The organism is Chlorogloeopsis sp. ULAP02 (genome assembly GCF_038404745.2).
Classification (GTDB): domain Bacteria; phylum Cyanobacteriota; class Cyanobacteriia; order Cyanobacteriales; family Nostocaceae; genus Chlorogloeopsis.
Map to the genome: position 1 here is coordinate 331,423 of NZ_JAYKTT020000001.1, position 26,566 is coordinate 357,988.

Annotated in this window: 22 protein-coding genes; 12 read left to right on the top strand and 10 right to left on the bottom strand. The window is 39.2% G+C overall.

Features of this window, described 5'->3' with window-relative positions; translation table 11 throughout:
• Positions 1-67 precede the first annotated feature (67 nt).
• Positions 68-274: a hypothetical protein gene (locus tag U2718_RS01380; protein ID WP_289790734.1), complete on the bottom strand. Its 207-nt coding sequence runs from the start codon at positions 272-274 to the stop codon at positions 68-70.
• 231 nt (positions 275-505) lie between these two features.
• Entirely contained in the window at positions 506-1,108 is a 603-nt protein-coding gene (locus tag U2718_RS01385) for a superoxide dismutase (RefSeq protein ID WP_341999536.1), read from the bottom strand.
• 426 nt (positions 1,109-1,534) lie between these two features.
• Between U2718_RS01385 and U2718_RS01390 the strand changes: the two genes are divergently transcribed.
• A complete protein-coding gene (locus U2718_RS01390) occupies positions 1,535-2,029 on the top strand; it encodes an ureidoglycolate lyase (protein ID WP_341999538.1) in 495 nt (164 codons plus the stop codon).
• A 35-nt stretch (positions 2,030-2,064) separates the two neighbouring features.
• Here U2718_RS01390 and U2718_RS01395 read toward each other — a convergent pair whose 3' ends face one another.
• From U2718_RS01395 to U2718_RS01405, 3 genes are all read right to left on the bottom strand, one after another.
• Positions 2,065-3,021, bottom strand: a complete 957-nt coding sequence (locus tag U2718_RS01395) for an aldo/keto reductase (RefSeq protein ID WP_341999540.1) — start codon at positions 3,019-3,021, stop codon at positions 2,065-2,067.
• A 354-nt stretch (positions 3,022-3,375) separates the two neighbouring features.
• Positions 3,376-4,344, bottom strand: coding sequence for a beta-1,6-N-acetylglucosaminyltransferase (locus tag U2718_RS01400; protein ID WP_341999543.1), 969 nt, complete (start codon positions 4,342-4,344; stop codon positions 3,376-3,378).
• 102 nt (positions 4,345-4,446) lie between these two features.
• Entirely contained in the window at positions 4,447-5,271 is an 825-nt protein-coding gene (locus U2718_RS01405; protein ID WP_341999544.1) for an alpha/beta hydrolase, read from the bottom strand.
• 512 nt (positions 5,272-5,783) lie between these two features.
• Here U2718_RS01405 and U2718_RS01410 point away from each other — a divergent pair.
• The 6 genes from U2718_RS01410 (at position 5,784) to U2718_RS01435 (ending at position 14,366) form a co-directional block, all read left to right on the top strand.
• Complete coding sequence (locus U2718_RS01410; protein WP_341999546.1) at positions 5,784-7,616, top strand: aspartate kinase; 1,833 nt, start codon at positions 5,784-5,786, stop codon at positions 7,614-7,616.
• A 109-nt stretch (positions 7,617-7,725) separates the two neighbouring features.
• Entirely contained in the window at positions 7,726-8,781 is a 1,056-nt protein-coding gene (gene rtcA, locus U2718_RS01415) for an RNA 3'-terminal phosphate cyclase (protein WP_341999548.1), read from the top strand.
• Between the two features lie 12 nt (positions 8,782-8,793).
• Positions 8,794-9,627, top strand: coding sequence for an alpha/beta hydrolase (locus U2718_RS01420; protein ID WP_341999550.1), 834 nt, complete (start codon positions 8,794-8,796; stop codon positions 9,625-9,627).
• Between the two features lie 522 nt (positions 9,628-10,149).
• Complete coding sequence (locus U2718_RS01425; RefSeq protein ID WP_341999552.1) at positions 10,150-10,422, top strand: DUF5132 domain-containing protein; 273 nt, start codon at positions 10,150-10,152, stop codon at positions 10,420-10,422.
• A gap of 549 nt (positions 10,423-10,971) precedes the next feature.
• Entirely contained in the window at positions 10,972-13,893 is a 2,922-nt protein-coding gene (locus U2718_RS01430; RefSeq protein ID WP_341999553.1) for a cation-translocating P-type ATPase, read from the top strand.
• Between the two features lie 11 nt (positions 13,894-13,904).
• The gene (locus U2718_RS01435) at positions 13,905-14,366 is read left to right on the top strand and encodes a hypothetical protein (protein WP_411813207.1); all 462 of its coding nucleotides are present in this window, start codon (positions 13,905-13,907) and stop codon (positions 14,364-14,366) included.
• A 94-nt stretch (positions 14,367-14,460) separates the two neighbouring features.
• Here U2718_RS01435 and U2718_RS01440 read toward each other — a convergent pair whose 3' ends face one another.
• Positions 14,461-15,096, bottom strand: a complete 636-nt coding sequence (locus tag U2718_RS01440) for a restriction endonuclease subunit R (protein ID WP_341999557.1) — start codon at positions 15,094-15,096, stop codon at positions 14,461-14,463.
• Positions 15,097-15,372: 276 nt separating this feature from the next.
• On the opposite strand from U2718_RS01440, the gene U2718_RS01445 reads away from it, so the two are divergent.
• Positions 15,373-16,293, top strand: a complete 921-nt coding sequence (locus U2718_RS01445; RefSeq protein ID WP_341999559.1) for an AraC family transcriptional regulator — start codon at positions 15,373-15,375, stop codon at positions 16,291-16,293.
• 100 nt (positions 16,294-16,393) lie between these two features.
• The gene (locus U2718_RS01450) at positions 16,394-17,449 is read left to right on the top strand and encodes a Rieske 2Fe-2S domain-containing protein (protein WP_341999561.1); all 1,056 of its coding nucleotides are present in this window, start codon (positions 16,394-16,396) and stop codon (positions 17,447-17,449) included.
• 388 nt (positions 17,450-17,837) lie between these two features.
• On the opposite strand, the gene U2718_RS01455 is transcribed toward U2718_RS01450, so the two are convergent.
• The gene (locus U2718_RS01455) at positions 17,838-18,827 is read right to left on the bottom strand and encodes a Rieske 2Fe-2S domain-containing protein (protein ID WP_341999564.1); all 990 of its coding nucleotides are present in this window, start codon (positions 18,825-18,827) and stop codon (positions 17,838-17,840) included.
• Positions 18,828-18,963: 136 nt separating this feature from the next.
• Between U2718_RS01455 and U2718_RS01460 the strand changes: the two genes are divergently transcribed.
• Positions 18,964-19,614, top strand: a complete 651-nt coding sequence (locus U2718_RS01460) for a TetR/AcrR family transcriptional regulator (protein ID WP_341999566.1) — start codon at positions 18,964-18,966, stop codon at positions 19,612-19,614.
• A 277-nt stretch (positions 19,615-19,891) separates the two neighbouring features.
• Here U2718_RS01460 and U2718_RS01465 read toward each other — a convergent pair whose 3' ends face one another.
• Both U2718_RS01465 and U2718_RS01470 read right to left on the bottom strand, forming a co-directional pair.
• Complete coding sequence (locus tag U2718_RS01465; protein WP_341999568.1) at positions 19,892-21,508, bottom strand: serine hydrolase domain-containing protein; 1,617 nt, start codon at positions 21,506-21,508, stop codon at positions 19,892-19,894.
• A gap of 48 nt (positions 21,509-21,556) precedes the next feature.
• Positions 21,557-22,828 carry a tetratricopeptide repeat protein gene (locus U2718_RS01470; protein ID WP_341999570.1) on the bottom strand — a complete coding sequence of 424 codons (1,272 nt, stop codon included), beginning with the start codon at positions 22,826-22,828 and terminating at the stop codon, positions 21,557-21,559.
• 229 nt (positions 22,829-23,057) lie between these two features.
• Between U2718_RS01470 and sfsA the strand changes: the two genes are divergently transcribed.
• Both sfsA and U2718_RS01480 read left to right on the top strand, forming a co-directional pair.
• On the top strand, positions 23,058-23,885 hold the full coding sequence (sfsA, locus tag U2718_RS01475; protein WP_341999572.1) for a DNA/RNA nuclease SfsA: 828 nt from the start codon (positions 23,058-23,060) through the stop codon (positions 23,883-23,885).
• 289 nt (positions 23,886-24,174) lie between these two features.
• Complete coding sequence (locus U2718_RS01480) at positions 24,175-25,326, top strand: DUF711 family protein (RefSeq protein WP_341999574.1); 1,152 nt, start codon at positions 24,175-24,177, stop codon at positions 25,324-25,326.
• 179 nt (positions 25,327-25,505) lie between these two features.
• On the opposite strand, the gene U2718_RS01485 is transcribed toward U2718_RS01480, so the two are convergent.
• A complete protein-coding gene (locus tag U2718_RS01485) occupies positions 25,506-26,174 on the bottom strand; it encodes a 2OG-Fe dioxygenase family protein (protein ID WP_341999575.1) in 669 nt (222 codons plus the stop codon).
• Positions 26,175-26,566: the final 392 nt, after the last annotated feature.

A 26,566-nucleotide genomic window follows, 5' to 3' on the forward strand; every position in this document is an offset into this window, starting at 1 on the left:
TCATTAATCAATTGTGAAAGACCAATAACAAATGACCCATGACAAATTACGATTGACTATTAACTAATTAAAACACTTGATCTTCGATACCATGCCACCACTCACCCAGATTCATTAAATCCTCGTGAATGTCTGCTAGTGCTTCGGCATACTCATTTTCGGACAGTTTATCTCGATGCTCTTGGAGCTTCTTTAAGCGTAGCTGTACTAACAACCACGGTTTAGCGAAGCTGTTAGTAGCTTCCAGATATTGTGCTAATTGTGTGCTATCCATATACTGAGTTTTGAATTTGGTATTTTTAGATTAGTCATTGGCTCTCACACCCTTATTCATAAGTAGAAACCTTTTCATGCCTCTACTCAAAATATAGATTGACTTCGTTAATACAAATCGCACCTGTGCAAAAACAAATCAAAAACAGTCACGAAACTAGTCGTGACTGCTTTTAACTATTTGAGCTAGAAAACATCAAAGACTTAAATAGTCGGTTAAATTTTTGACTAATTAAGCTTTGCTATATTGTTCAGCAGCAAAATCCCAGTTCACCAAATTGTCTAAGAAATTCTTGATGAATGCAGGACGAGCATTTCTAAAGTCTATGTAGTAGGCATGTTCCCAAACATCCAGTGTCAGGAGTGGTTTTTGCCCATGAACAATAGGATTTTCTGCATTGGGGGTTTTGGTAACTTTTAAAGTTCCATTATCGTCTACCAACCAAGCCCAACCACTGCCAAACTGAGTAGCGGCGGCATTGGAGAACTCTTCCTTAAATTTGTCAAAACTACCAAAATCTTTTTCAATGTTGGAACCTAGATCACCTGTAGGCTGTCCGCCACCTGAGGGACTCAAGCAATTCCAGAAGAATGTGTGGTTCCAAACTTGGGCAGCGTTATTAAAAATGCCCGTTTTTGAGGAGTCTTTAAAGGAGATTTGGATTACCTCTTCTAGAGGCTTATTGGCAAGTTCTGTCCCTTCAGTCAGCTTGTTGAGATTATCTACATAAGCTTTATGATGTTTACCATAGTGATACTCGAAAGTTTCAGCTTTCATCCCATGTGATTCCAAAGCATCCATAGGAAAAGGAAGGGGGGGCTGTGTAAATGCCATATGAAATCCTCTCTTGACCGTTTTTTTAGTTTTCAGCTTCTTGTTAAGGAAGCTGACAAATTTACAAGCTCAGTATTCAGCAGTTTGAGATGCTTCAAACTGGCACATAAAACTTAACACTTTGATCTTACTAGCAAATGTGGCACTGAGAGCGTTAACCAGTACTAGTACAAGGATGAAATTACTACCAAACTAAAAGCTCATCAAGCATTAACACCAAAAATCTATCGCAGGATTGATTAAAAGCCTAGAATCAGCATTACTAAAAATCGGCGATCGCAAAAATCCTATGAGTTAAGCTTCAGCATCAGTCTAATTATTAGTTCTATTGATCACAAAAAACTTGAACTATTTATAGGCATGAGGGCGTTAGCTAGTTGTATCAAATATGAATAGTAAAATAATGACGATACAAAAAAATAAATTATGAATACATCCAAGACAGTACAACAGTTGCAGGCACAATGGGTGACACCAGAGAATTTTCGCCGTTATGGACAGGTAATTTTTCCTAGTCAAGATGGCAAAGTCTTTGATGCAGAAGATGCCAATTTAGTTCTAGACAAAGGCACACCTCGTTTTTACATCATGCAATTGGAGCGTCGAGGGCGAAAGTTTCATAAAATCACTCGTCATAGGCAATGCACTCAATGCCTGGGATCATTAGAAGGAAAAGACTGGTTGATTGCAGTTTGTCCCCCTCATCATGATGTGGATGAACCAGATTTAGCAAATATTGCTGCTTTCCAAATTCCAGGGAATTGTTTTATTAAATTAGAGGTGGGAACTTGGCACGCGGGGCCATATTTTGAGCATGAAGTTGTAAATTTTTATAATTTAGAATTGAGTGATACGAATGTGGTGGATCATTTTACTCATGATTTTTTGCAGAGTCAGCAAATAGAGTTTGAAATTGTTTAGGTAATTATGATTCCGCATTAAAGATCCTAACCATACTAAGCCCAAGCGCGGTAGAATGTACTATCCTGCCAAATTTCAGCCGTGCGTTTCTCAATCTCTACTAATTGTGGATTACTCAGTTGCTTAAAAGTACTGGCTACCTTGACATTTTCTTCTAATTGCTTTGGATCATCTGCCGCTATTACGCAACAATGTACTCCAGGTTGGGATAGTGTGTAACCCATTGCTTGCTGCATTCCCCTCAAAGCACCTGCTTGAAATAACTTCCCATAAGCAGGTACTTTCATCGCTATGACACCTACATTTTTTTTCTGAGCTTCTGATAAAACTTCAGGAAAGAACGGTTGCGGATGATTTTTTTCTACTGCATTGACGGGAATTAGGGTGGTGTGGAAGGGATAGCGACGCAACCCTTCAATAATTACTGTTGGATCATGATGTCCTGTAATACCAGCAAAGCGCACGAGTTTTTGCTGTATTGCTTCTTCTAAAGCTTGAATTGCTCCTGATTTGCCAAAGATAGTGTCAAGTTGTTCGGGATAGGCAACTGCATGCATTTGCCATAAATCTAGATAATCTGTATTCAGACGTTTGAGCGATCGCTCTAATTCTTGCCATGCCCCATCCCGATCTCTTTTGCTTGTTTTAGAAGCTAAAAATATCTGAGAACGATAAGATGGCAGCACTTTACCGAAGTGATCTTCACTAGAACCATAATTGGCAGCAGTATCAAAGTAACGAACTCCTATCTCTAGTGCTCTTTCAATAATAGACACAGCATCACGTTCTCTGTCTTCTTTGTCTAGTGGTGTTTTTGCACTTGCCCCTCCCAACCCAAAGATTGGAACTTTTACACCTGTACGTCCTAGCAATCGTTCTGGTATCGTTGCAGTACTAACGGAATTTTGTTGCAAGCTGTTTGCTCCTACAATGCCACCAGCAGCAGCCATGCTGGTAATCAAGAAGTTTCGCCGTGTCGTTTTTTCCGTCATCGCTTCTCAAAATTATGTACAAACAGAACTTGTACAATTTGAAACTATTTATATAGTTATCATTTATTACTCAAGATAGATATTTTTAGAGGCTATTTATATTGTAAAGTTAATATTAAGAGTAGGGCGTGTTACGGCTATGTAGGAATTTGAGTGTATAAGAGAGTTCAGATTAGCCGTAACGCACCGCATTTATTGGTGCGTTACGCGCTGCTTTAACGCACCCTACAATTTAAGGTTTATTTTATAAGTAATCTCGTACTTCTAGAAATAAACAATTTAGAATCTGACTCAAAACGTGAGCTAAGATTTAAACATTATATTGTATTGATTACTAAATTTTATCAAATACAATCAGCAAACCAAGTCTTCTTCCTTGGCTGCAATAGTTTGTAGTATTCTTGCATCTAGCATATCTAAAATTTTACTATCGACAGACATATCAAATTTCCTAGCAAAATGAATTTCGTCTGAAATTAAGTGTGAATAATGATTAACTGTAAGTATGCGAGGATGTCCTTGGCGACTATTAGTAAAATCTATATAACGCTTATTGTCATTACAAATATTAAATAATTTACTATTAACTAAAATACTTTGTATAAAAGATTCATCAGGAAGACATGTCTTTTTATAGTACGTAATTAGCTCAGGGTTTAGATTACAAAAATGATATAGGTATTGAATGCATTTTAATGAAAGAGTATGAAAATAGGAGCCTCCATAACAGGCAAAATATTCATTAAATGGAGTTAAATTAGCACGAATTCCCGCTGTTATTCCATAGGAGGTATTGACACGAATGTAAGGCTGAATGTTATTGATAATTCTTCGTGAAAATTTAATTAATCCTTCTTGCCAGGGTGGTAGTGATTCAGCTAATTTCCTGTATTGGTAAAGATAGCGATCGCGTCCTGCCTTACTGCCCCAACAATTTTTTTCACAGTCAGAAAATGCATTAAAATGAAATAAGAATGCATCATATTCAGTTTCAGCAAGAAATTTCTCAATTTTAGGTAATGGTTGGGTGGGATAATCTTGACCAGTGAGATTAATCAGCCAATCAAATTTAATATTGTGGCTAAATAGCCAGTGAACAGCATCCAGATAGCCTTTAATAAGGGAAAAATCTCCTCGTCCCCCTTGATTATTAATAATCTCAAAATTGGTTAAATTACTGAAGTTTTCTTTGTCTAACTTACAAAAATTGGGGTTATGGCTAATTAATATATAGGACTTGGGACTTGATTTTTTAATGGTTTTGACTAGTCTATAAATTTGCTCTGGATTTTTATGAGTTTGAATTAGATAAACAACTTTCATAAATTTACCCACGATTTTATAAACAGCAAAAAACTAGGTTTCCAAATGCTTTCAGAAATAGCTAAGTTTGAAATTTTTCCTACTTTTTATTCTATTCGCTAGTTAAAATTTAACATTTAACTGAACAGTAATTAACCACTTGGCGAGCGCCTCATTTACTAAATCAGAATATTCTATCATCACTAGATGTCCTGCTTTATTAATGTGTAAATGAATACTGTTGGAAAAATAACTTGCTAACTTCTTTCCCATGCTGTGTGTAAAGATTTTATCTTCACCGCCAGTAATCACTAAAGCAGGAACTTGTAAATTTTTGGGTGAAGGGTGACGGGCAAAAAAATCATAATTCCAAAAAATTTCCAAGGCTCTGTAGGCAGATAAACCTGTCGATACAGAATTTTCACTAATAAACTGTTTTACCAACTTGTGATGGTATGAGGTTGAAAAAAAGTTTGTCAGTGTTTGTACAGCAGATACTTTGTCAAGAGAACTTCCTCCCAAAGCCATCAACTTCATCAAAAGAATTTCCCATCGGGGTATTAAATTATGGGTACCGCCAGCAATAGCGATGATGCCACTAATTGGGCGATACTGAGCAAACTCTAAACCAATAGGAACTCCGAAGTCGTGACAGCATAAAATAGGTGAGGAAATGCCAAAATGATCCAACAACCGCCCTAAATCACGACAATGTCGCCCAATGGAATAACGCTTGTAATGGCTAGATTGTCCGCTTCCTGCTAAGTCGTATGCTAAAGTCTGCCAGCCTAAACTTTGGCTAAATTCATATTGAGAACGAAAGTCGAAGCGGTTTCCCATTAGTCCGTGGATAAACACCACAGCAGGATTTGTACCTCGACTGTGACAGACTTGTAAGTTTACTCCATGCCGCAGATGAATGCTGGAACCGAAGGCGTCTTTGATCATAGTTACTTAGCTAGTAGTTGGCGATCTAGAAATCGAGTAATTAAGTAATTGCTCTTGGAGTAGTCACCCTCGGTATAACTATTGGTAGCTTTGACATTACGCCAACTATTTTTGACCAATATTACTTAAACATTAGATTATACGTGCATTATGTTTCAATATTGTGTCAATATTGTGTCAAAGTAATGAAATTTTCACGATTACTTGCAATACGTTAAAGATAGCTATGCATGAAGCAGTCCGACATCAAATTTATACCATAGCTATTTAAGGGCAATTATTATCTCATTGAGTAGTTTATTACTTTCTTTCTAGAAGAATCACAGCAAATTTACTAGTTATGTATAAATTTACCCTGGCATTAGAATCTCATCAAAAAAATGTAAAATTCATTATCGGTGTGTGATCTGATTCTGATAAGTTAATTAAACTAATATACTGGCAATCTTTTCTAGACTTCTTTATTCAGCGCGGGTGTTGATAAAGCAAGCACAATCCATCTAGTTAAACTTATGGCGCTCATAGTTCAGAAATTTGGTGGTACATCTGTCGGTTCAGTCGAACGCATTCAGGCTGTGGCACAGCGCGTTTACAAAACAGTAAAAGCAGGAAACTCTATTGTGGTGGTGGTTTCCGCAATGGGTAAAACCACCGATGGACTCGTGAAACTGGCGGCAGAAATCTCCAAAAATCCTTGCCGCCGGGAAATGGATATGTTACTTTCCACTGGTGAGCAAGTATCCATTGCCTTGTTGAGCATGGCTTTGCAGGAACTTGGACAACCTGCAATTTCTCTAACTGGTGCTCAAGTAGGAATAGTGACTGAAGCTGAACACACCCGCGCTCGCATTTTACATATACAAACAGAGCGGGTTGAAAAACACATTCAAGAAGGTAAAGTTGTTGTTGTCGCAGGTTTTCAAGGTATTAGCAGTACAGAAAAATTGGAAATTACAACCTTGGGACGTGGCGGATCGGACACTTCAGCAGTTGCCATCGCCGCAGCATTACGAGCGAATTTTTGTGAAATTTATACTGATGTGCCAGGCATATTAACTACCGATCCTCGCTTAGTGCCTGAAGCACAGTTAATGGACGAGATCACTTGTGATGAAATGCTGGAACTCGCCAGCTTGGGAGCCAAGGTGCTACATCCCCGTGCGGTAGAAATTGCCCGCAACTATGGCGTTCCCCTGGTAGTGCGCTCTAGTTGGACAGAGGAACCCGGTACTTGGGTAACATCGCCTCCCGTCAAAGAACGATCGCTCATCAACCTAGAAATTGCTCGTTCAGTAAATGATGTACAATTCGACACCAATCAAGCGAGAGTTTCACTGCTGCGGGTTCCAGATAAACCGGGTGTTGCTGCACGCCTATTTGGAGAAATTGCCCGTCAAGAAGTAGACGTAGATTTAATTATTCAGTCAATTCACGAAGGTAATACAAATGACATTGCCTTCACAGTAATGACACCAATTTTAAAGAAAGCTGAAGCCGTAGCAGCAGCGATCGCCCCAGTTTTGCGTACTCACAAAGGTACAGAAACCACAGAAGCAGAGGTAATGGTTCAGCAAAACATTGCCAAAGTCAGCATCGCAGGTGCAGGAATGATTGGACGTCCTGGAGTTGCAGCCAAAATGTTTGCTACCCTAGCAAAAGCGGGCGTGAATATCCAGATGATTTCCACCAGTGAAATCAAAGTTAGTTGCGTAATTGATGCCACAGAATGCGATCGCGCCGTTGCTGCCCTGCGAGAAGCATTTGAAATAGACAACACAAAGACAGAAAATTTCTCCGCGTCTCCAAGCCCCCGCGTCTTTGTGTCCTCTTCCCACACTCCTCCCGTACGCGGCGTTGCCCTCGACATGAATCAAGCTCGTCTTGCCATTCGCCAAGTGCCAGATCGCCCAGGGCTAGCAGCGAATTTATTTGGACTGTTGGCAGAAAAAAATATTAGCGTAGACATGATTATTCAGTCACAGCGCTGTCATCTTATTAATGGAGTACCAAGGCGAGATATTGCCTTTACTGTAGCCCGCATAGATGCCGAAGAAGCCCAAAAAATGTTGCAACAAGTAGCAGCAGAGTATGGTTGGGGTGAAGTAGCATTAGATCAGGCGATCGCCAAAGTGAGTATCGTTGGTGCTGGCATGGTAGGGCAACCAGGAGTCGCAGCAAAAATGTTTTCTGCACTCGCGCAGCATCAAATTAACATTCAAATGATTACTACCTCGGAAATAAAAATTAGCTGTGTAGTAGCACAAGAAGAAGGTGCAAAAGCTTTGCAAGCAATTCATGCGGCATTTGGACTAGCAGGTAGCGAGAAATTCGTAGTACCAGCGTAGAAAATTTTGCTCCCACCTTTCAAACTCAGGGTTAAAATCGTCAAAGATTTGCTGTGCGATCACAGATAGTACTCAAATCAAAGTTGAAAAGCAATCTGCTTTAACTATAATGATTCACATTGATGGTTCCTATGGTGAGGGTGGAGGGCAGGTTCTTCGCACTTCCTTAAGTTTAGCTGCTATCACCAGTAACCCCATAAGTATTCATAACATCCGTGCTCAACGCAAAAAGCCAGGGTTAGCAGCTCAACACTTAACAGCAGTTCGCGCCGCTGCCGCCATTTGTCATGCCGAAGTGCAGGGCGATACTTTGGGTTCTACAATGCTGGAATTTATTCCTGGTGGTACTATCAACGCCGGAAACTATACCTTTGATATCAGTGAAGCTCAAGCAGGCGGTTCCGCAGGTGCGATTACTTTAGTATTACAAACAGTCCTCTTGCCTCTATCATTAGCAAGTAGTGAATCCCAAGTAACACTAAAAGGAGGAACTCACGTTCCTTTTAGCCCATCAACGACTTACATTGAGCGAGTATATCTACCCTTACTCAAGCGGATGGGCATACAAGTGGAGATACAACAGGATGCTTGGGGGTGGTATCCCCAAGGCGGTGGCAGGGTGGAACTGCGGGTGAAAGGTGGTAGAAAACTTAGCGGGATAAACTTAGAGGAACGCGGCGATTTCCAACAAGTACGGGGATTAGCAGTAGTCACCGAACTACCTTCCCACATTCCTCAAAGAATGGCTAGCCGTGCCGAGAATTTATTGCGCGAAGCAGGATTGAAGGCTGTTGTGCAACCGTTACGAAATAAAGGCATAGCACCTGGAGCAGGTTTATTTCTTACTGCTGAGTATGAGAATAGTTTAGCTGGATTTAGCGCCTTGGGACGTGTGGGTTTACCTGCCGAGAAAGTGGCTCAAATAGCTTGCGAGGAACTACTAGGGTTTCATCAAAGTGGTGCAGTAGTGGATGAACATTTAGCAGATCAGTTGTTGTTACCAGCTGCTTTGGCTGCAAATCAAAGTAAGTATCGAGTAGCCAAGGTGAGTATGCACTTGATGACAAATGCCTGGGTAATTGAAAAATTTGGGTTAGCAAAGATAACAGTAGATGCAGTAGAAAAGATGGTGACAGTACAACCTTCTCTACTCTTGCCAAGCTAAGAGAAAAATTTTATGGCTAACAAGCGTCTTGGCGAACTATTATTTGGTAATTTTACTTGGAAAAGATTGATTAGCTCGCTTGTATTTATCTATATATTTTTTGCTGTTTATGTTTTTTTTGGGGCAGATAGCATGATTTTTCTACCTCAACCATCTAGCTATGAAGATACAAATGAGATTATAAAGTTGACTAGTGCAGATGGAACAAAACTTTCTGCCATTTATTTATTCAATCCTACAGCTACAAACACTATTCTTTATGTTCACGGTAATGCTGAGGATTTGGGAGATATTAAAATTGTACTCGAAAAATTACGCAATTTGGGTTTTAGTGTCTTTGCATACGATTACCGGGGTTATGGCACAAGTGAAGGAAAACCTACAGAAAAAAATGCTTATCAAGATATCGATACTGCTTACAATTATTTGACACAAAAGTTAAAGATTTCGCCACAGCAAATAATTGTTTTTGGACGTTCGGTTGGAGGTGGTTCTGCTGTTGATTTAGCTGCCCGGAAACCCGTTGGGGGTTTGATTCTGGAAAGCACTTTTATTTCAGCATTTCGGGTGATTGTACCTTTGAGAATTTTGCCTTTTGATAAGTTTGCCAATCTGGATAAAATCAAAAGAGTAAATTGTCCAGTTTTAGTTATACATGGTAAGGCAGATAGAATTATTCCTGTTGCTCATGGAAAAACACTATTTGCTGCTGCACCATCACCGAAACTTTCTTTATGGGTAGACAGGGCAGATCATAATGATTTAGTTCGGGTAGCAGGGGAAAAGTATGACAAAATTTTACGGGAGTTCGAGCTGCTAGTAAACAAGAATAGAAATCACGTTTGATGTAAATTAAAATGACAAGCAAAAATTTTACTTCAGAATCTACCACAGATAAACCACGAGACACACAAAGATGATTTATCTGTGTCCATCTGTGTTAGTTATGATCCTAAACTTGGGTTTTTCAATCAATCTATCATATACATATATATTTGCCGCAAACAAAAGTGATATCAATTTAAAAAATGATATAGGAATCATATTTGATTTTTGAAAAACACGTAGGGTGTGTTGTCGCGAAGCCCAACGCACCGTTTTCGACGGTTGGGTGCGTTAGACTTAATTTTTCAGTCATCAAACCGGATTCCTATAGACAGTAATAGATGGATTCACCAAACCCAGGTGCAGAAGACGAGTTTAAATCCAAAATCGAAAATCTCAAATCCAAAATAGTATGAGTTTGGCTAATTCGCATTAGACACAAAATTGATAGTTGCAAACACTCAACAAATTTTAATAATCATCCCTTTTTTATCAATAGTGATACAATAATTAGATTGCATGAATAAAGGGGGTGAACATACTATGCTACCCAAAGTTGTACCTAACCTCAAAAGTGTAGTCGAAGACTTTGGTATTCCTGGTATTGTGGCGATAGTGATTCTGCCTTTAGCTATTCCAGTTATAGCTGGTTTTGGTAAATCCTTAACCAAGACAGCCATTAAGGGTGGAATAATCCTCTATGATCAGAGTAAAGGAGCGATCGCAGCAGTTGGTGAAAACTTCGCAGATATAGTTGCTGAAGCCAAGGCGGAACTTGCCGTAGATGATAGTACGCGCCTCCGAAGAATTAGGTAAGATAGTTGGTATTTAGCTGCACAAAAAGCATAACGCTATCATCCTAAAATATAACTTCTACAAAAGAGCATAATATTCCTATCGGTAGCATCCAAAACCGATCGCAACCTCATTAAAAAATTGAAACAAGTTGCAATTCAAGGAGAAATTTGATGCAAACAAGGCAAGACACGGCAATGTGGATAAAAATCAAATACATTCACCGTGTTGACCGAAGTTTGTATCTTAGTATTAGTCCCCACAACTGAGTGCAATTTGGCAGGCATTAAACATAATTTGCGAATAACATCACATAGGGAAAATCGTAAATTAACAACGATTTAAACTCAGCGATTTTGTTGTCGATTTGCGATTTCTTTTCAGTTCGGAATGGGTGTGCCGCAAATTGATGTGCCTTTATTTGGTGTGCTTGCCACACTTGCTTTCATCATTGCAACTATCAAGGGCAACGGATGAGTAATCTGTAAACTTCACAGAGCAAACATCCGCTTGCTTTTGTTCTGTTCACTTCTATATCTACCGATCCCATCACAGTTGAGGAGGCGCAACATGAGCAATTGGCACAAACTCGACGCCCAAAAAGTTTTGCAACAACTTGGCAGCGATGCTACTTCTGGACTAAGTACAACTGAAGCCAGTCGCCGTCTGGAAAAGTACAGTTTCAATGAATTAATTGAGCAAGGACTAAAAAATCCCTGGCAAATTCTGTGGGAACAAGTCACTGCTAGTTTGGTGATTATTCTAATCGTGGCGGCATTGATCTCAAGCTTGTTGGGTGATTATAAAGATGCAGTAGGTATTATCGCTATTGTTGTCCTAATTGCTTTTTTAGGCTTCAGTCAAGAGTACCAAGCACAAAAAGCGATCGCTACACTCAAACGACTATCTTTACCTAATGTTAAGGTACTCCGTAACAGTCGTTGGGAAGAAATTTCAGCCCGCTATCTTGTGCCGGGAGATATTGTGCAGTTAGAAGCAGAAGATATTGTTCCGGCTGATTGTCGTGTGCTAGAAAGCTTTGGTTTGCGTATCCAAGAATCAACTCTGACTGGTATATCCGAACCCGTAGACAAAGATCCGCAAGCACTTGCTCAAGCAGATTTACAAATAGGCGAACGCCACAATATGGCTTACATGGATACCATCGTCACCTATGGGCGGGGGTTGGCAGTGGTAACAGAAACTGGCATGAACACCGAGATGGGGTGCGTTGCCTCCAGGATACAAGCGGTAGAGGTACAACCAACACTGCTCCAAAAGCGCTTAGATCATTTAGGACGAGGATTAGCATTTGCTTCTCTGGCTTTGGTGGCAGTAATTCTGATTTTGGGAATCCTGCGAGGAGAAGACTTGAGGTTAATGCTCTTGACTGCCATCACTTTAGTAGTAGCAGCTTTACCGGAAGGCTTGCCAGCAGTGGTAACAATTGCCTTAGCTTTAGGGGCGCGACAGATGTTGAAACGGCGGGCGCTAATTCGCAACTTACCTGCGGTGGAGACTTTGGGATCGGTAACGGTGATTTGTTCTGGTAAGACAGGCACTCTCACAGAAAACCGCATGACAGTCAGCGTTCTCGATGTGGCTGGACAACGTATAGATTTGACTACGCGGATGCGTACTCCTGTAGGAGAAAAAAACCGAGAAAGACCATTTTTACTGTGCCAGCCGCCAAGTGTAGCCCTACTTTTAGCTGGTAGTACTCTCTGCAACAATGCTTTGCTAGAACCAGATCAAGACGAACCACTCTACTTTCGTGCCGTCGGTGATCCCACTGAAGGTGCTTTAGTGATGGCTTCAGCTCAACAAGGACTGTGGAAAGCTGACTTAGAATATCTGCTCCCCCGCATAGCTGAAGTTCCCTATACATCTCAGCGCCAGCGGATGACTACCATCCATAAATTCCCAAGTAATGCATCGAGAATTCCCTGTGTTCTAGAAACAGTCTGGCATTGGAGCGAAAAAATCGGGAGAATATCTCACATTGCCTTTACTAAAGGTACGGTGAATAGTCTTTTGGATGTTTGCAGTCACATTTGGATCAACGGACAGGCAAAGCCGCTAACTGAAATTTGGCACAGACACATTTCTGTTACCTATAGCCAACTAGCTCAAAACGGTTTGCGAGTGATGGGTGTAGCATTCCGACCTTTACAATCTGCCCAAGAATGGGAAGATGTAGAGCAAGACTTCATTTTCATCGGTATGGTTGGTATGAATGATCCAGCCCGCCCGGAAGTCAGAGATGCCGTACTCACCTGTAAAGGTGCAGGCATCCGTCCGGTGATGATTACAGGCGATCACCCCCTCACAGCCCAATTTATAGCCCGTGAAGTAAGTATTGCTACTAATGGCCGCATCCTCACCAGCGACGAACTTTCGCAATTACCAACTGAAGAATTAGTGGCAATTCTAGAAGATGTATCTGTTTATGCACGAGTTTCTTCTGAACATAAGCTTGAGATTGTGCAGACTTTGCAAAGACGGGGACATATTGTTGCCATGACAGGTGACGGTATTAATGACGCACCCGCTCTTAAGGCAGCTAATATCGGTGTGGCAATGGGCATTAGAGGTACAGATGTAGCCAAAGAGGCAGCAGATATGGTGTTGCTAGATGATAACTTCGCGACTTTGGTTGCTGCTGTCAAAGAGGGACGTGTCATTTACGACAATATCCGCAAATTTATTAAGTATCTGTTGAGCAGTAATGTCGGCGAAATTTGGGTAATGCTGGTAGCTCCTTTTTTGGGAATGCCGTTGCCGTTGTTGCCATTACAAATTCTTTGGATTAATTTAACTACCGATGGTTTACCAGCTTTAGCCTTAGGTGTGGAACCAGCAGAACAAGACACCATGAATCGTCCCCCTTACCCTCCCAACGAGAATATTTTTGGTCGGGGTATGGGCAGAGATATTATCTGGATAGGAATACTGATGGGAATAGTATCTCTTGGTACAGGCTATGTGTACTGGAGAATTGGTAATCCTAATTGGCAAACGATGCTGTTTACCACCCTTACCCTTGCACAGATGGGTAATGCTTTAGCAATCCGCTCGGAACGAGACTCGCTGTTTCAAATCGGTTTGCTGTCTAATAAGCCACTTTTGGGAGCAGTAACTTTGACGCTGGGATTACAGCTGATGGTAACTTATGCTCCCTTCTTCCAAAAACTTTTTACAACTTTGCCTCTATCAGCAGTTGATTTAGCTGTTTGTTTAGTCGTAAGTAGTATAGTTTTCTGGTGTGTAGAACTGGAAAAATGGCTGCTGCGTCGCCGTCAGCCTCGTACCAGCAAATTGCATTTAGTTCCAAAAGTTGATAAAGAGAACCACATTCAACCGATCGGTGTCACTGCATCTTCCTTAGCTTCACCACGGTTGCACGTATGTAATGCCTCGAAGTCACGCGATCGCGCTGCTTCTTTACGTCTGCATTTAAGGTTAAAAGCGAGTGGGTATAAACGAAAGTAATAAGACAGCTCTTGCATCCAGATGTAGAAGGTATGATTGCTGCTGTTGAAAAAGATGCTGTAGGGTTCGAGCAGTACTTTTCCCAGATAGCCACGCCGGAGGGATTGTGGCAGTTAATTATAGGGATGAGTGGGGAGTGCGATCGCCTATTGTATGAGAGTGACACATTTAGCAAAGCATATCAGCGAGCCTTGCAGGAGGGTTTCGCGCAGGGTGCTCAGGGATACGCACGAGATCTAGTCAATTCGCTCCGTATATGGACTGTGAAGCCTGAGGAAATTAACGTTCCTGTGGATCTGTGGTATGGCGGTTTGGATACCAGTACAGTTCACTCCCCTGATTTTGGTGCAACCTTGGCTTCGCGCCTGCCGAATGCCTCACATACCATTGATCCAGAAGCAGGGGGATCAATTCTTTGGACGAGAGCTTGGGATATTTTGGCAAAACTCAAGTCTCATGTGTCCGGTATATAGATCTTCTCAACACTCATTTGCGCCAAAAGGCTTGCTACAGCTAACTGTCTCTTCGTGAGATGTCTGCTTGCTTCTAATCTGTCCATATCCTTGACTAACTGCCATTTCTCGCCAATTGACCCAGACGCTTCAACACACGCAAAACTGTATACAATTCATTCCCTGGATTAAAGATATAGAACAAGCGAGATAATGCATATTTTGGCGTTTGTTGTTTAATCAATTTAACAAAAATAAAACTATTGCCATTCGAGATCAGTCCGTATATTGGTTTATTCGGGTTAGAAAATGCCAGCATATAAGCCAAGAGCTGTGGTTTACCCACTTCTACAGAAAAAGCTGCTTGTTTGGACTCTATAACTACTACTACTAGCTGTTCAAATAAAACTAAAATATCAATCTGCCCTTTGACGGTTACACCTTCATCTTCAGCAGAAACTTCTACAGATTTTTCAGATTTGATATGAAACGGCGATAGATAAAAGTCTGCTAAATCTAACAAGGGAGACAACACCACCATCTTGACGGTGTTTTCCAGCAGGGGAGGGTACTTGAGTAAATTGGCATAACCTGCCTTAACTCGGTCGAGTTGTTGTTTTTGGGAGTTGGTAATTTCTGGTAAGTTATCTTGCCACTCTCTAAAAAATTGCTCATCTTCAACCAATTGCAGTCCAAAGCTAGTTTCTAAGTCAAGCAGAGTAATTTCTTTAGCCTGTAATGTTTGAACCATATCCGCCTCTCACTGCCTCCATTTTAAGCTACAGACTTCCCGTTGCCTCAGACACTAAGTTTAAATTGCAGCACCAATTTACTCAATCAATAAACAGATCAAGTCTCATGTTTCCGGCAAATAAGATTCTGCAGCTCCTAGATTATTGTGCGATCGCATAAAGCACAACATTCTGATTGAGCAGATGAAAGTATTATTTGCTACAAAAATTACTAACTTTGCCATTTCTCTCCATAAAAAGATAATGTAAAAAGCTAAAAGAATAAAATCTAAAAAATGAAAGAATTCAAAACTTTAGAACCAGTAAATTTTATTAGAGAGAAAGAAGCAGGCTATAAACGTATTTTTAGGCGCTTGCCTCTTGTTTCTAGTGTATCTGTTGGCTGGGATGATCTTTGTATCGCTTACGATCAATATCCTCCAGGAGAACTCCCCAAGATTTTGGTTAAACAACATTGTATAGGAATTTTTACTGACATACCATCAGCCGTTCAAGCAGAAAGAAAAATTGATGGACGTTTGGTGCAAGAACAAAATGTTCAAGGAGATTTTGTCATTGTCCCTGCCAACACGAGTCATCAAGTAGTATGGAACAAGCTAGGTGGCGCGCTCTCAATCGCGATCGATCCTACGTTTTTTGCTCAGACTATTTACGAAATAGTCAATCCAGATCGAATTGAACTTTTACCGCAGTTTGCAACTTCCGATCCACTTATTTACCAAATTGGACTGGCACTTAAATCGGTTTTAGTCAAACATGGTACTACTAGTCGTCTTTATGCCGAGACTTTAATTAATACACTTATCGTCCATTTACTAGAGAAGAATTCGGTTCTTTGCCGCAATTCGTCTGAATATGTAGGAGGGAAACTACCTCAATATAAATTACGACAGGTAATCGATTATATTTACGCTCATATTGATCGCGACTTAAGCTTAAAGGAATTAGGAACTGTTGTGCAAATGAGTCCCCATTATTTTTCACAACTTTTTAAGGAAACTACAGGCATTACACCCCATCAATATGTCATTCGTTGTCGGATCGAACGAGCCAAGGACTTATTGCAACAGGGGAAAGTATCCATTGCCGAGATAGCAGAGCAAGTAGGTTTTGTAGATCAAAGTCATCTTCATCGTTATTTCAAACGTCTAGTCGGTATTACTCCTAAAACTTTTTTACAACAGTTTCAGAAATAGGAAGAATATCCAAAAATAGGAAGAATTTACAAGCTAGTTACTCAGCAAGCTTTTAATAATTGTCATTAGAGCAGTTACAAGTTAGAGAGTAGCAGCGTTAATGAAAGTTGCAAGTAAAACACAAATGTATGAGGGTGCTCCTTGGTGTTTGGGCAGAACTGACCGTTTTGAAATTAATAAACCCCGATTAATTACTCTTCTTGAGCGTGATTATGTAATTTGGAAGGATGAAGAAGGTAATTTAAATGCTTTAGATAATATCTGTCCTCATGCTGGAGCCAATCTTGCTAAAGGTGGTTATATTTTAGACTTTCAAGGAAAGAGTTGTTTGGCTTGTCCTTATCATGGTAATAAAGTTCAATTTTTAGGAGATGGCAAAGTAATTATAGAAGGAAAGATTTCTAGTCAAGCGATACAACAACTCTTACCTTTACAAGTTATTGATGGGTTAGTTTGGACTTATGGTCTTCATTGGAAAGAACATGAAGGAAAATTAGTTTCTGAACCCATTCAACCAAAACTACCTATTCCCGATTATAGTAATATTCCTTTTCTATCTAAATCTCATTCCCAATTGCATTTGAGCGAAATTCGTCATATTTATTCTCACTCTGAATCAGTAAATTGTAATATTCTCCAAGTTATATGGAATATTCACGATGGCGAACATTTTGCTGGTACTCATCGTAATACCATGCTTACCAAAGAAATCAAAATTGATAATCTAAGCCAGAATGAGAATAGCCTTTCCTGGCAACTTATCCAGTATAAACGGGATGATAAAGATGCAAAAAGAAATAAGATAAATTCATTAGTTGATGAGGTAATGGTTCAATCTTTCAATACATTCTTACCAGGTTTGGCAGTTATCACTTTAGATTACAAAGGACAACTTACTGTAGGAGTTATAACTATTTACCCAGAGTCACCTAAAAATACTAAAGTTTGTCTAGATAGTTATTTAGATCCTGAATTTACTTGGTGGCAGAAACTTCTGAAATTTCCCCAAATAGCAAACAAATTTCGCGCTCAGTTAATTTTTGAGGACATATCTATATTAAATAATCTTTATATGACTTTCAATAAAAAGATTACACTCAAAAATGATACACCTGCTGAATTAGCTATGAATTATCTCGAACATTGGGATGATTAATCTAATTCTATTTGCTTAAACTATTTTCCACTACTCCTCAAACGACACCAAAAGCTTACGAAGCAGCTGAGTGAAAGTTTCACGTTCCGACTCTGCTAGGGCGCTCAGAATACGATGTTCATTAACCACATGAGCTTCAACCGCTTTTTCAATCAAATCAAAACTGACTCATACTGTTTGCGATCGCTAATCATGAATAATCCAACTCACTAGGTGTTGCAGCATGAGCGATTGCTTCATTGATATAGTCAAGAGTAAACCACACAACTTTATCAATTCCTCTAATAGGCTCGTTATTGCTCTTGATTATTTATTGTGAGCAGCCTCAGTATTTGTTATGTTGTTATGCAGTATTTTTCTATTAAAACTCGTCTAGCTTGAAACGTAACTACCGAGATAAATTCGGTTCGGTAACTGCTGGAAAACTCTTAAAATTGCGCCGCACCCAATCCATTCCTACTTCATTATTCAACTTGATTTGTTGTATTGTATCGCCATAAATCTTACCTAAAATCTTTGCGTCTTGATCTACGACTACATCAATCAACTTCAGCAGATTACCTTTAAGCAAGTGTGCAATCGGAGAAGATGTCTTCATATACATCAACACAAACACACGAGATTGACGATCTGCTTCTGGAAGATAGAAGTGGCATTCCTTCAAGCTCAACAACTTATTCTCGGCGTGCAGCAATCCCATGAATGGGAAAAAGTTTTCTAGATGTGCCTCCAGCACCTTTGGCATCGCAAGTAAACCAGGATTTTTCAGAATGTCGCGAAATTTCGGTTTTTTTCTAGGTTGCGATAAGTAAGCGTGAGAATGTAACCCCTCATCAACAAACCGCTTCACTACCACTTGTTCAATCTCAAATAATTCTCGATGAGTGCCATTTTGATGATTGTAGTCATGCATATTCAGCAGCAAGCTCAGAATATCGGTTGGAATAGTACGTTCTCCTGTGACTCCGACAAACTCGTACTCTGCCGCAATCTCATTCATGAGTGTTGGAATTGGGATCTGCGGTTCATACCCGCCATAAGACCAGATAAAATCTCCTTGGATAATTAACTCTAAAGGTTGGATAAGCGATTTGGTTAGTTTGTTGGAACCTGGTAAAAATGTACAGCCTAAATGGTCGAATTCCAATGCATGAAAGGGGCAAGCGATCGCACTACTGCCATCTGATTTAGTCACACACCATCCCTCTGATAACATTGCGCCCATGTGAGGACAAGCATTAGGCAAGGCGCTAATTTTGCTATGACTGTCTTGCCAAAGCACGTAATCATAACCCAACAGAGAAATCTTCATTGGCTGATTGGGCTTTAGCATAGAACGATGCGCCAAAAGCCACGGTGCGCCTTGCAATTGCTTCATAGTGAGTGGAATTAACTTACTAATTAATTAGTAAGTTTACCAATTGCTTGCTATTCAGTCAATTCCAAGATTGAATAACCCCAGCCTAGCTACCTATTTGGTACGATAGAAAAACAAATGATTAATTTAAGATCCAGTGGTTCGATCCAGTAAAAGAGCTGCGAAATCTGTCCGCCCAGTTCGAGATGCCCAGATGACACAACGGCGAATTTTGGATGCGGCAGAACATGAATTTTCACGACATGGCTTAAACGGTGCGCGGATGAGTGCGATCGCTAATCGTGCCAAGGTGACAACAGCAACACTTCATTACTATTTTGAGAGTAAGGAGAGCTTGTATAAAGCAGTCTTACAACGTCCGGTTGATGAAGTTCAAACTCTGCTTGGGCAATTTAACTTTGATGCTTTATCCCCCGAAGAAGCCCTCAAACAGATTATCCGGATTGCGATTACCAATGAAGCTCAAAATCCCCAGCGTCAAATGCTGTGGTTTCAGGAAGCAAGTCAAAATCAAGGAGCTTATTTCAAGGAATGCAATGTTCTCAGCCTCCATGAACATCTACTCAAAATTTTAGAGCGAGGCATCGCAGAAGAGTATTTTCGCCCCCTCCAACCTTTTTTGGCACTTACCCATATCTTGAGTGTTTGTCTGTTTTATTTCACAGTGCATGAAAACTGGAAACATCTAACGCCAAAGATTGAGCGGCTGAGTCAAGAAATGATTGAGGAACATACCCAAGAAGCGATCGCTTTTATTTTGGCAGGTGTGAGGCGATCGCATCCATAAATGGAAAGGCTTACCTGAGTTATAAATACCAACAGACTTTCTTGAAATAGAGGCGGTGACACGGGGACTTAAATTTTCATGCCTGGTAGTGAAACTTGGTTTATTGTGTCTGCCTTTGCTCGATCCTAAAGAATTTAATTTTACCGAAGTCGCCTCAGCACATCGATACGCTGAATCTGGGAACGCAGTCGGCAAAGTGACATTAACCGTGTAGAGGTGAACCACACAACTTTATAAAATAAATTCCTCCACTGGGTTCGTTACTGCTCTTGATTATTTATTGTTTGCTAAAGTAGAGTCTTCGTATCCTGTCACTACAACGATATAAACCGACAACTCGACCTTCTTGATCTCGCACAAATTCAAACTTATCTGCATATATATCTGTACATATAAGATATATAAGAAAGAGGTCTTGCCCAGCAACTCTGAGATGAGATGGTGAATAGCCTTTGCTCTTAAAATATAATTTATTATTTGCTAAAGTTATTTTAAAGTCAGACTCTAATTCAGCAGAATAATAAGTACCAAGATAATCTGTCAATAAATCTTTTGGAGAATCTAGCATTTTTTCAAGAGTGGAGGTTTTAATTTCATTGCCAATATCTACTTTGACTATCATTCGAGTAAAATCTTCAGAAAACTCAATGTCATAGTCAATCTCATTATCAACAGATTGAAAATGGTTGGTGTCAATTGGAATAAGTTGAAAATACATCCATGCTAATTTAGCCATTAATTTTCCATCTTTTATCTCTAACTTCCATATGCTTCCAGTCGTGGGATTATAATAAAATCCAGTTTTTAGTTGTAGCTCATCTACGGGTAAAATAATAGAGTTAATAGAACACGAAATAGGTTTAATGATATCTTCAATATAATCATTTTCTAAATATATATCAGCAACTTGAAAAGCTAATTTCGTTGGGTTAATCGTACTTAAATTAGCCAGACAGATAACAGAAAATTGGCAATCAGGAAATCGAATAAAGTCACTCCGATAACCTGTCCAAGAGCCTCCATGACTAACTGTTTTCAAGCCGCCGCGATTGCCAATCTGCAACCCAAATGAACCTAATATAACTTTGCCATTATTGAGTTTGCGCAAAGTAGTGACCTCTTCAATTAAATCTTGTCCATAGCCACCTAAGATATTGTGGTAGAAGTTTCGATCCCAAAGTAGTAAATCTTCAATCGTCGTGTAAAGCTGCCCATCTCCACAGAAATCGTGAAAAGACATATCGAGCTGGAAACCACCTCCATCTTTTGGAGCGTATCCATTGGCTCTATTTTCCACGATTTCCTTGAAGTTATCGTGAAAATGGGTATTTTGCATTCCTAGCGGGGCAAAAATATATTCTTGAGCGAATACACGTAAAGATTTGCCAGAGACGCGTCTCACAATTTCTGCTAGTAAAATATAGCCAGAATTGCAATATAATTGCTCAGTTCCAGGTTCAAAATTTAAGTTTTGTTGTCGAGAAATTAAGGCAATAATTTCTTCGTTTGAATACTTATTTTCAAACATCATTCCAGCAAAGAACATCAAAGCCAAATAGTCACGCAAACCACTGGTGTGTTCGAGCAAATGACGAATAGTAATAAGCTGACTATATTGAGGGATTTCTGGAATATATTTTTGCAATTCGTCATCTAAATTAATAAACTTTTGTCTGGCTAGTAAAACGATACATATTGCTGTAAATTGCTTGGAGTTAGAAGCGATATCAAAGACAGAATTAAAGGAAATAGGAATTTTATATTCCAAGTTAGCCATACCATAACCGCGCTGGTAAATTGTCTCCCCATTCTGAATAACAGCAAGAGCACATCCGGGAGAATCAGGTTTATCCCACTGGATGAATAATTCATCGACTTTAGTAATGAGTGACATTATTTATTTACTTGTGACATATTTCCATCTGCCCCTACCCCTCTGTCTTCACCTACCCCGATCGCTTTCTAATTCATCAATCACTTTTTCCATATACCATTCTTCAGACATACCAGGATAGTATCTCTTTGCCTGCTCAATCAGTCGTTGGGCTATTTCCCAATATCCTCCTACCAACCTCAATAGGCGCTGCCGCAGTATATTATGCCTTGCGTGTTTGAGTTCAGAACTAGGAGACTGAATTTTTTTCAAACTATCCAGTACTTGTTGGTAATTTCCCCAATCTTCTTTTTCACAAAAAATACTTGCTGCTCGCTGATAATCTGCAATAGCATCTTGCATTTCTTCTAAGTGAGCGTAGGCAATACCGCGATTATAGTAAGCTTGGGCATCATCGGGATTAATTTGCAGTACTTGGGTATAATCTTGAATGGCTGCCAAATAATGGCCCATTGCTCGATAGGTATTTCCTCTGGCAATATAAAGCAGTGCATCCTGGGGTTCAATTTGGAGTGCTCGGTTAAAATCAGCGATCGCTCCTTGATGATCTCCTAAATGAAAACGCGCTCTACCTCGATTGCGATAAACAATTGGATCTTGGAAATTCAATAGCAGTGCTTGGTTAAAGTCAGCGATCGCTTCCCGATAATTTTCTTGTTTGCAACGCACAACTCCGCGACAGCAATAAGCTTGGGCATCCTGCGGATCGACTTGCAACGCCCAGTTTAAATCTTCTAATGCTTGGCGAATATCTCCCTTTTCTGCCTTCTCCAACAATTGGGTTAAATATGCCTGTGGTGATTGAATTGATGAAGCTTGAGAACTTACCTGCCGTACCAGAATAGGTTTTTCTTTTGGTTGTAGCTCCTTAATCTTTTCCAAACAAAGGCGGCAGTTTTCTTTATCTTTTTGCTGTAGATATAATTCTGCAGCTTTTTTAAAGTTAGCGATCGCATCTTGGATATACCCCTGTTTGCGGTGTATTATTGCCCGTAAATTATAAGCTGAAGCATAATTAGAGTTCAAAAAAATAGCTTGATTTATGTCTGTCAGCGCTCCTGGAAAATTTTTCAGTCCTACTCGTGCTAAAGCACGACAATAACAAGCCTCTATACTTTTGGGATTTAGCTTTAAGGCTTCCGTATAATCAGAAACAGCTTGGAGAATATCTCCTAAATCATAGTATGCTAAACCTCTTTGCAAGTGAGCTTCAGCAAAGTAAGGATTTAGCTGTATGGCACTGTTAAATTCCTCAATCGCTCCAGCCCAGTCTTTTTGTCTAGCTTTTTCTAATCCCCGATTATAAAAATCATCATTCATAGCGCTTATTAAACTCAGCTAGTTGATGTTTAAGATGTATTGCGATAGTCTGTCTTAATTACTCATCTCTAATTTGCATATATTCATTCCGACTCAAACCTATTTCCTATTTTCGACAAAACATCATTAATTTGCCAAAAATTAAGAGGGTGTAGGGGAGATCAGGAGACACCCAGACGGGGGGAGGGGGAGAATCACTACTATCCACTAACTACTAACCACTAACATAATGACTACTGACTATCTTTATCTCTACCCACCTTTATATTCTGGTATCCTATTAAGACGCTACAAACGCTTTTTTGCTGATGTTCAACTTGCTTCTGGAGAGATTGTAACAGCACACTGTCCGAATACTGGCCCCATGACAGGAGTTTGCATTCCTGGTAATACGGTGCAGCTTTCCAAAAGTGACAGCCCAAACCGTAAATTAGCCTACACTTGGGAAATGATCCAAGTGTATGATAACGAACCGACTTGGGTTGGTGTCAATACTGCTTTACCTAATCGAATTATTAAGTTAGCTTTAGAAAAGTTTCTTTTCCCAGAATTGGGTAAGTATAGTCAAATTCGTGGTGAAGTTGTTTACGGACAAGATAAAAAAAGTCGAGTAGATTTTTTTCTCTCTTCCACTCCACCAGAAATTCAAAACTTAAATCAGCTGCAACTGAACTCAGAAAATAAAAATTTGCCTGAAGAATCAGCAGTAGAAGATATTAATTTGGTAATAATTGATAAAAATCGACCAATTTATTTAGAAATTAAAAACACTACTTGGGTAGAAAGCAAATTAGCACTCTTTCCTGATACAGAAACAACACGGGGACAAAAACACCTGCGAGAATTGATGGCACTGTTACCTCAATGTCGTGCGGTGATGCTGTACTTTATCAACCGGGGTGATTGTGATGAGTTTGCTCCTGGCGATCGCGCCGATCCTGTATATGGGAAGTTGCTGAGAGAAGCATTAGCTTTGGGTTTAGAAGTTTTACCCTGTCGCTTTGAAGTTTCGCCAACTGGTGTTCGCTACTTAGGCTTGGCAAAACTCAAAATTTAATAAAAATGCATACTCTCTAGAAAGCTATATTCTCCGATAATCCGAGTGAGATTTAGTGATGTGTACAGACGCTTCAAACAGCGCGTCTGTTCATTCGCTGCATCTTTCTGAAGTGTTGGAATATTTAGAATAAATAATTCTACGTAATGAGTTCTTCTTATCTAGATAACTTTCTGAAAAATTGTGTCAGTATAGATTTATGAGATATGAAGATTAAACTCTATATTATGCAACATCATGCAACAGCTATTATAGCAAAAAATAACTGAATTATCGGATATTTTTACATATGAAAATTAGAACTATTACTACAGGTATAGTACTACAATCTCCTCAAGAGATAGACACAATTAAACAAGCTGTTGAATTTAATCAGCAAGCAAAGTATTTGTTTGAAAAATTTGGATATGAAGTTCAAACAACGAGAATAGCTACAAATTCTTGGGAAGAATATCTGAGAGACTTATCTACAAACCAAATTATCAGTAAAATTCAAACTCTAGAAAATACTTGTCAAGAATTAAATATCAGTTTTTTCAATATTGGTTATGCTAATCAACCACAAACAATTGCAATCATTCCAGATATAAACAAAAATACATCAGTTATTTACGCTTCTAGTAAAATCGGAGATAGCAAAACAGGCATCAACTTTGAAAATGCGTGGGAATCAGCAAAAGCGATTAAACGCATTTCTCAAGAAAGTGAAAATGGTTATGGTAACTTTCGTTTTTGTGCTTGGGCGAATTGTAAGTCAGGTACACCATTTTTTCCTACTGCTTATCATAAAGGTGAAACATCTTTTGCTATTGGCATAGAATGTAGTGATTTAGTGATGAAAGCTTTCTCACAAGCTGATAAAAATCCCGAAATCGCGGGAAAAAACCTTCAACTGCTTTTAGCTGAAGAATTAAAGCAAATAGAAGAGATTGCTGAGAAAATATCCAAAAAGTTTGCTCTTAAATATAAAGGTATTGATACATCCCTGACATCACCATTAGATAAAAAAGAAAGTATTGCTTTCGCTTATGAAAAACTCATAGATGGCAAGTTTGGACATCAAGGCACACTTTTCATTTCTAGTATGTTAACTCGTGTTTTGAAAAATGTACCAGTCAAAATTTGTGGTTACTCTGGTTTGATGCTTCCTGTTTGTGAAGATGTGGGATTAGCAGTCAGGGCTAACGAGCAAACCTTCGATATTACTAATTTATTGTTGTATTCCGCAGTCTGTGGTTGTGGACTTGATACGGTACCGATACCAGGTGATATCACAATCGAAAAAATTGCAGCCATATTAATTGATATGGCAACTTTAGCCATTAAGCTAGATAAACCTCTTTCAGCAAGATTATTTCCAATTCCTGGTAAAAAAGCTGGGGAAATGACAACTTTTAATTCTCCATATCTTGTAGACTGCAAAATATTTGCTGTTAATTAAGTAGGAATAATTTTACCTAATAAATTGCTTATGCTAGAAGAATAATTTGATTTAACCTGCCCACACAACAGTTAGTTATTTATTACTAAAAACACAGATCCCTGACTTCTTAAAGAAGTCAGGGATCTTACAGGAGGCATTTTACATTTTATTTAGTTTTTCTACTTTTTATCCACTACTTAATCTGAAAGCAGGCTTGGGGAAGTTAGTACAAAAACATCTCTTGTACCTGAACCTTCAGCAATTGGTTTAACTGGAGTGGTAAAGTGGAAAAACTCGTGATCATTGATGAGAAGAAGTTCACCTGGATTCAAAATTTTGCTAAATACAGGCTTCTCTTTTTTAGCAGTATATAAATGCGTTTCTCCACCTTGAATATTGTGTCTATCAACAGAGAAAATACCGATAAAATCAGTGCCATCTCTATGAATACCTTCAGGCGCTGGATTACCAAAATTATCCGATGAACAAGTAGTTCTAATTTGATGTACTCCTATTTCTGCCTCTGGATGTAGTTTACAAGAATCACTAAATGCTAGGATCAAGTTTCTAAATATATCCTGTTCTATAAGCACATCATCTAATTCTGTAAACTCTCTTTTGATATCACCCACTAAAGGATTATAGTCTTTACTTTGAAAGAGATATCCATGAGGCAATTTGACTATACTATCTCCGGAAACTATAAAACGCGATAATCTTCTATAGCGATATTTACCTTGAATGTAAGGATCGACAGGTAGATTGTCAAAAAATGGTTTGAAACCTTCTGGATTGATAGAATTTACTTTTCTTAAAGTAAAAAGAAAAGCATATTCCAATTCTGTTGATCCCAGGACTTTTTGCATAGGATTTACCTCCTCGCATATTCAAGCTCTTCCTATTTTTGAATAGGAGGCTTATTACTTATACTCCTAGTCTAGGCTATTTTTTATTAAATTGTCGTCAAGAAAACTACAGAAATTGTCATTTTATGATATATGAGCTCTCACCATCTCTCAATCTTATATTATTTTCGGCACTGCTGCTGTCTTCGGGCTACGGTATACACACAAGTCTATTTTTTCTCGTTAGTTGCTCTGCATGGGTAATGAAAACTGACAAGCTCCACCTCCACTCATGAGTCGGAGCCTCGATCAATTATTTCTCAGACTCCGGCTAGAGAAGAAATAAATTAATATCTTTTAAGTATTAATAAGAGGACAAAAATATATTGGACATACTTAACTAGCTTTGTCTA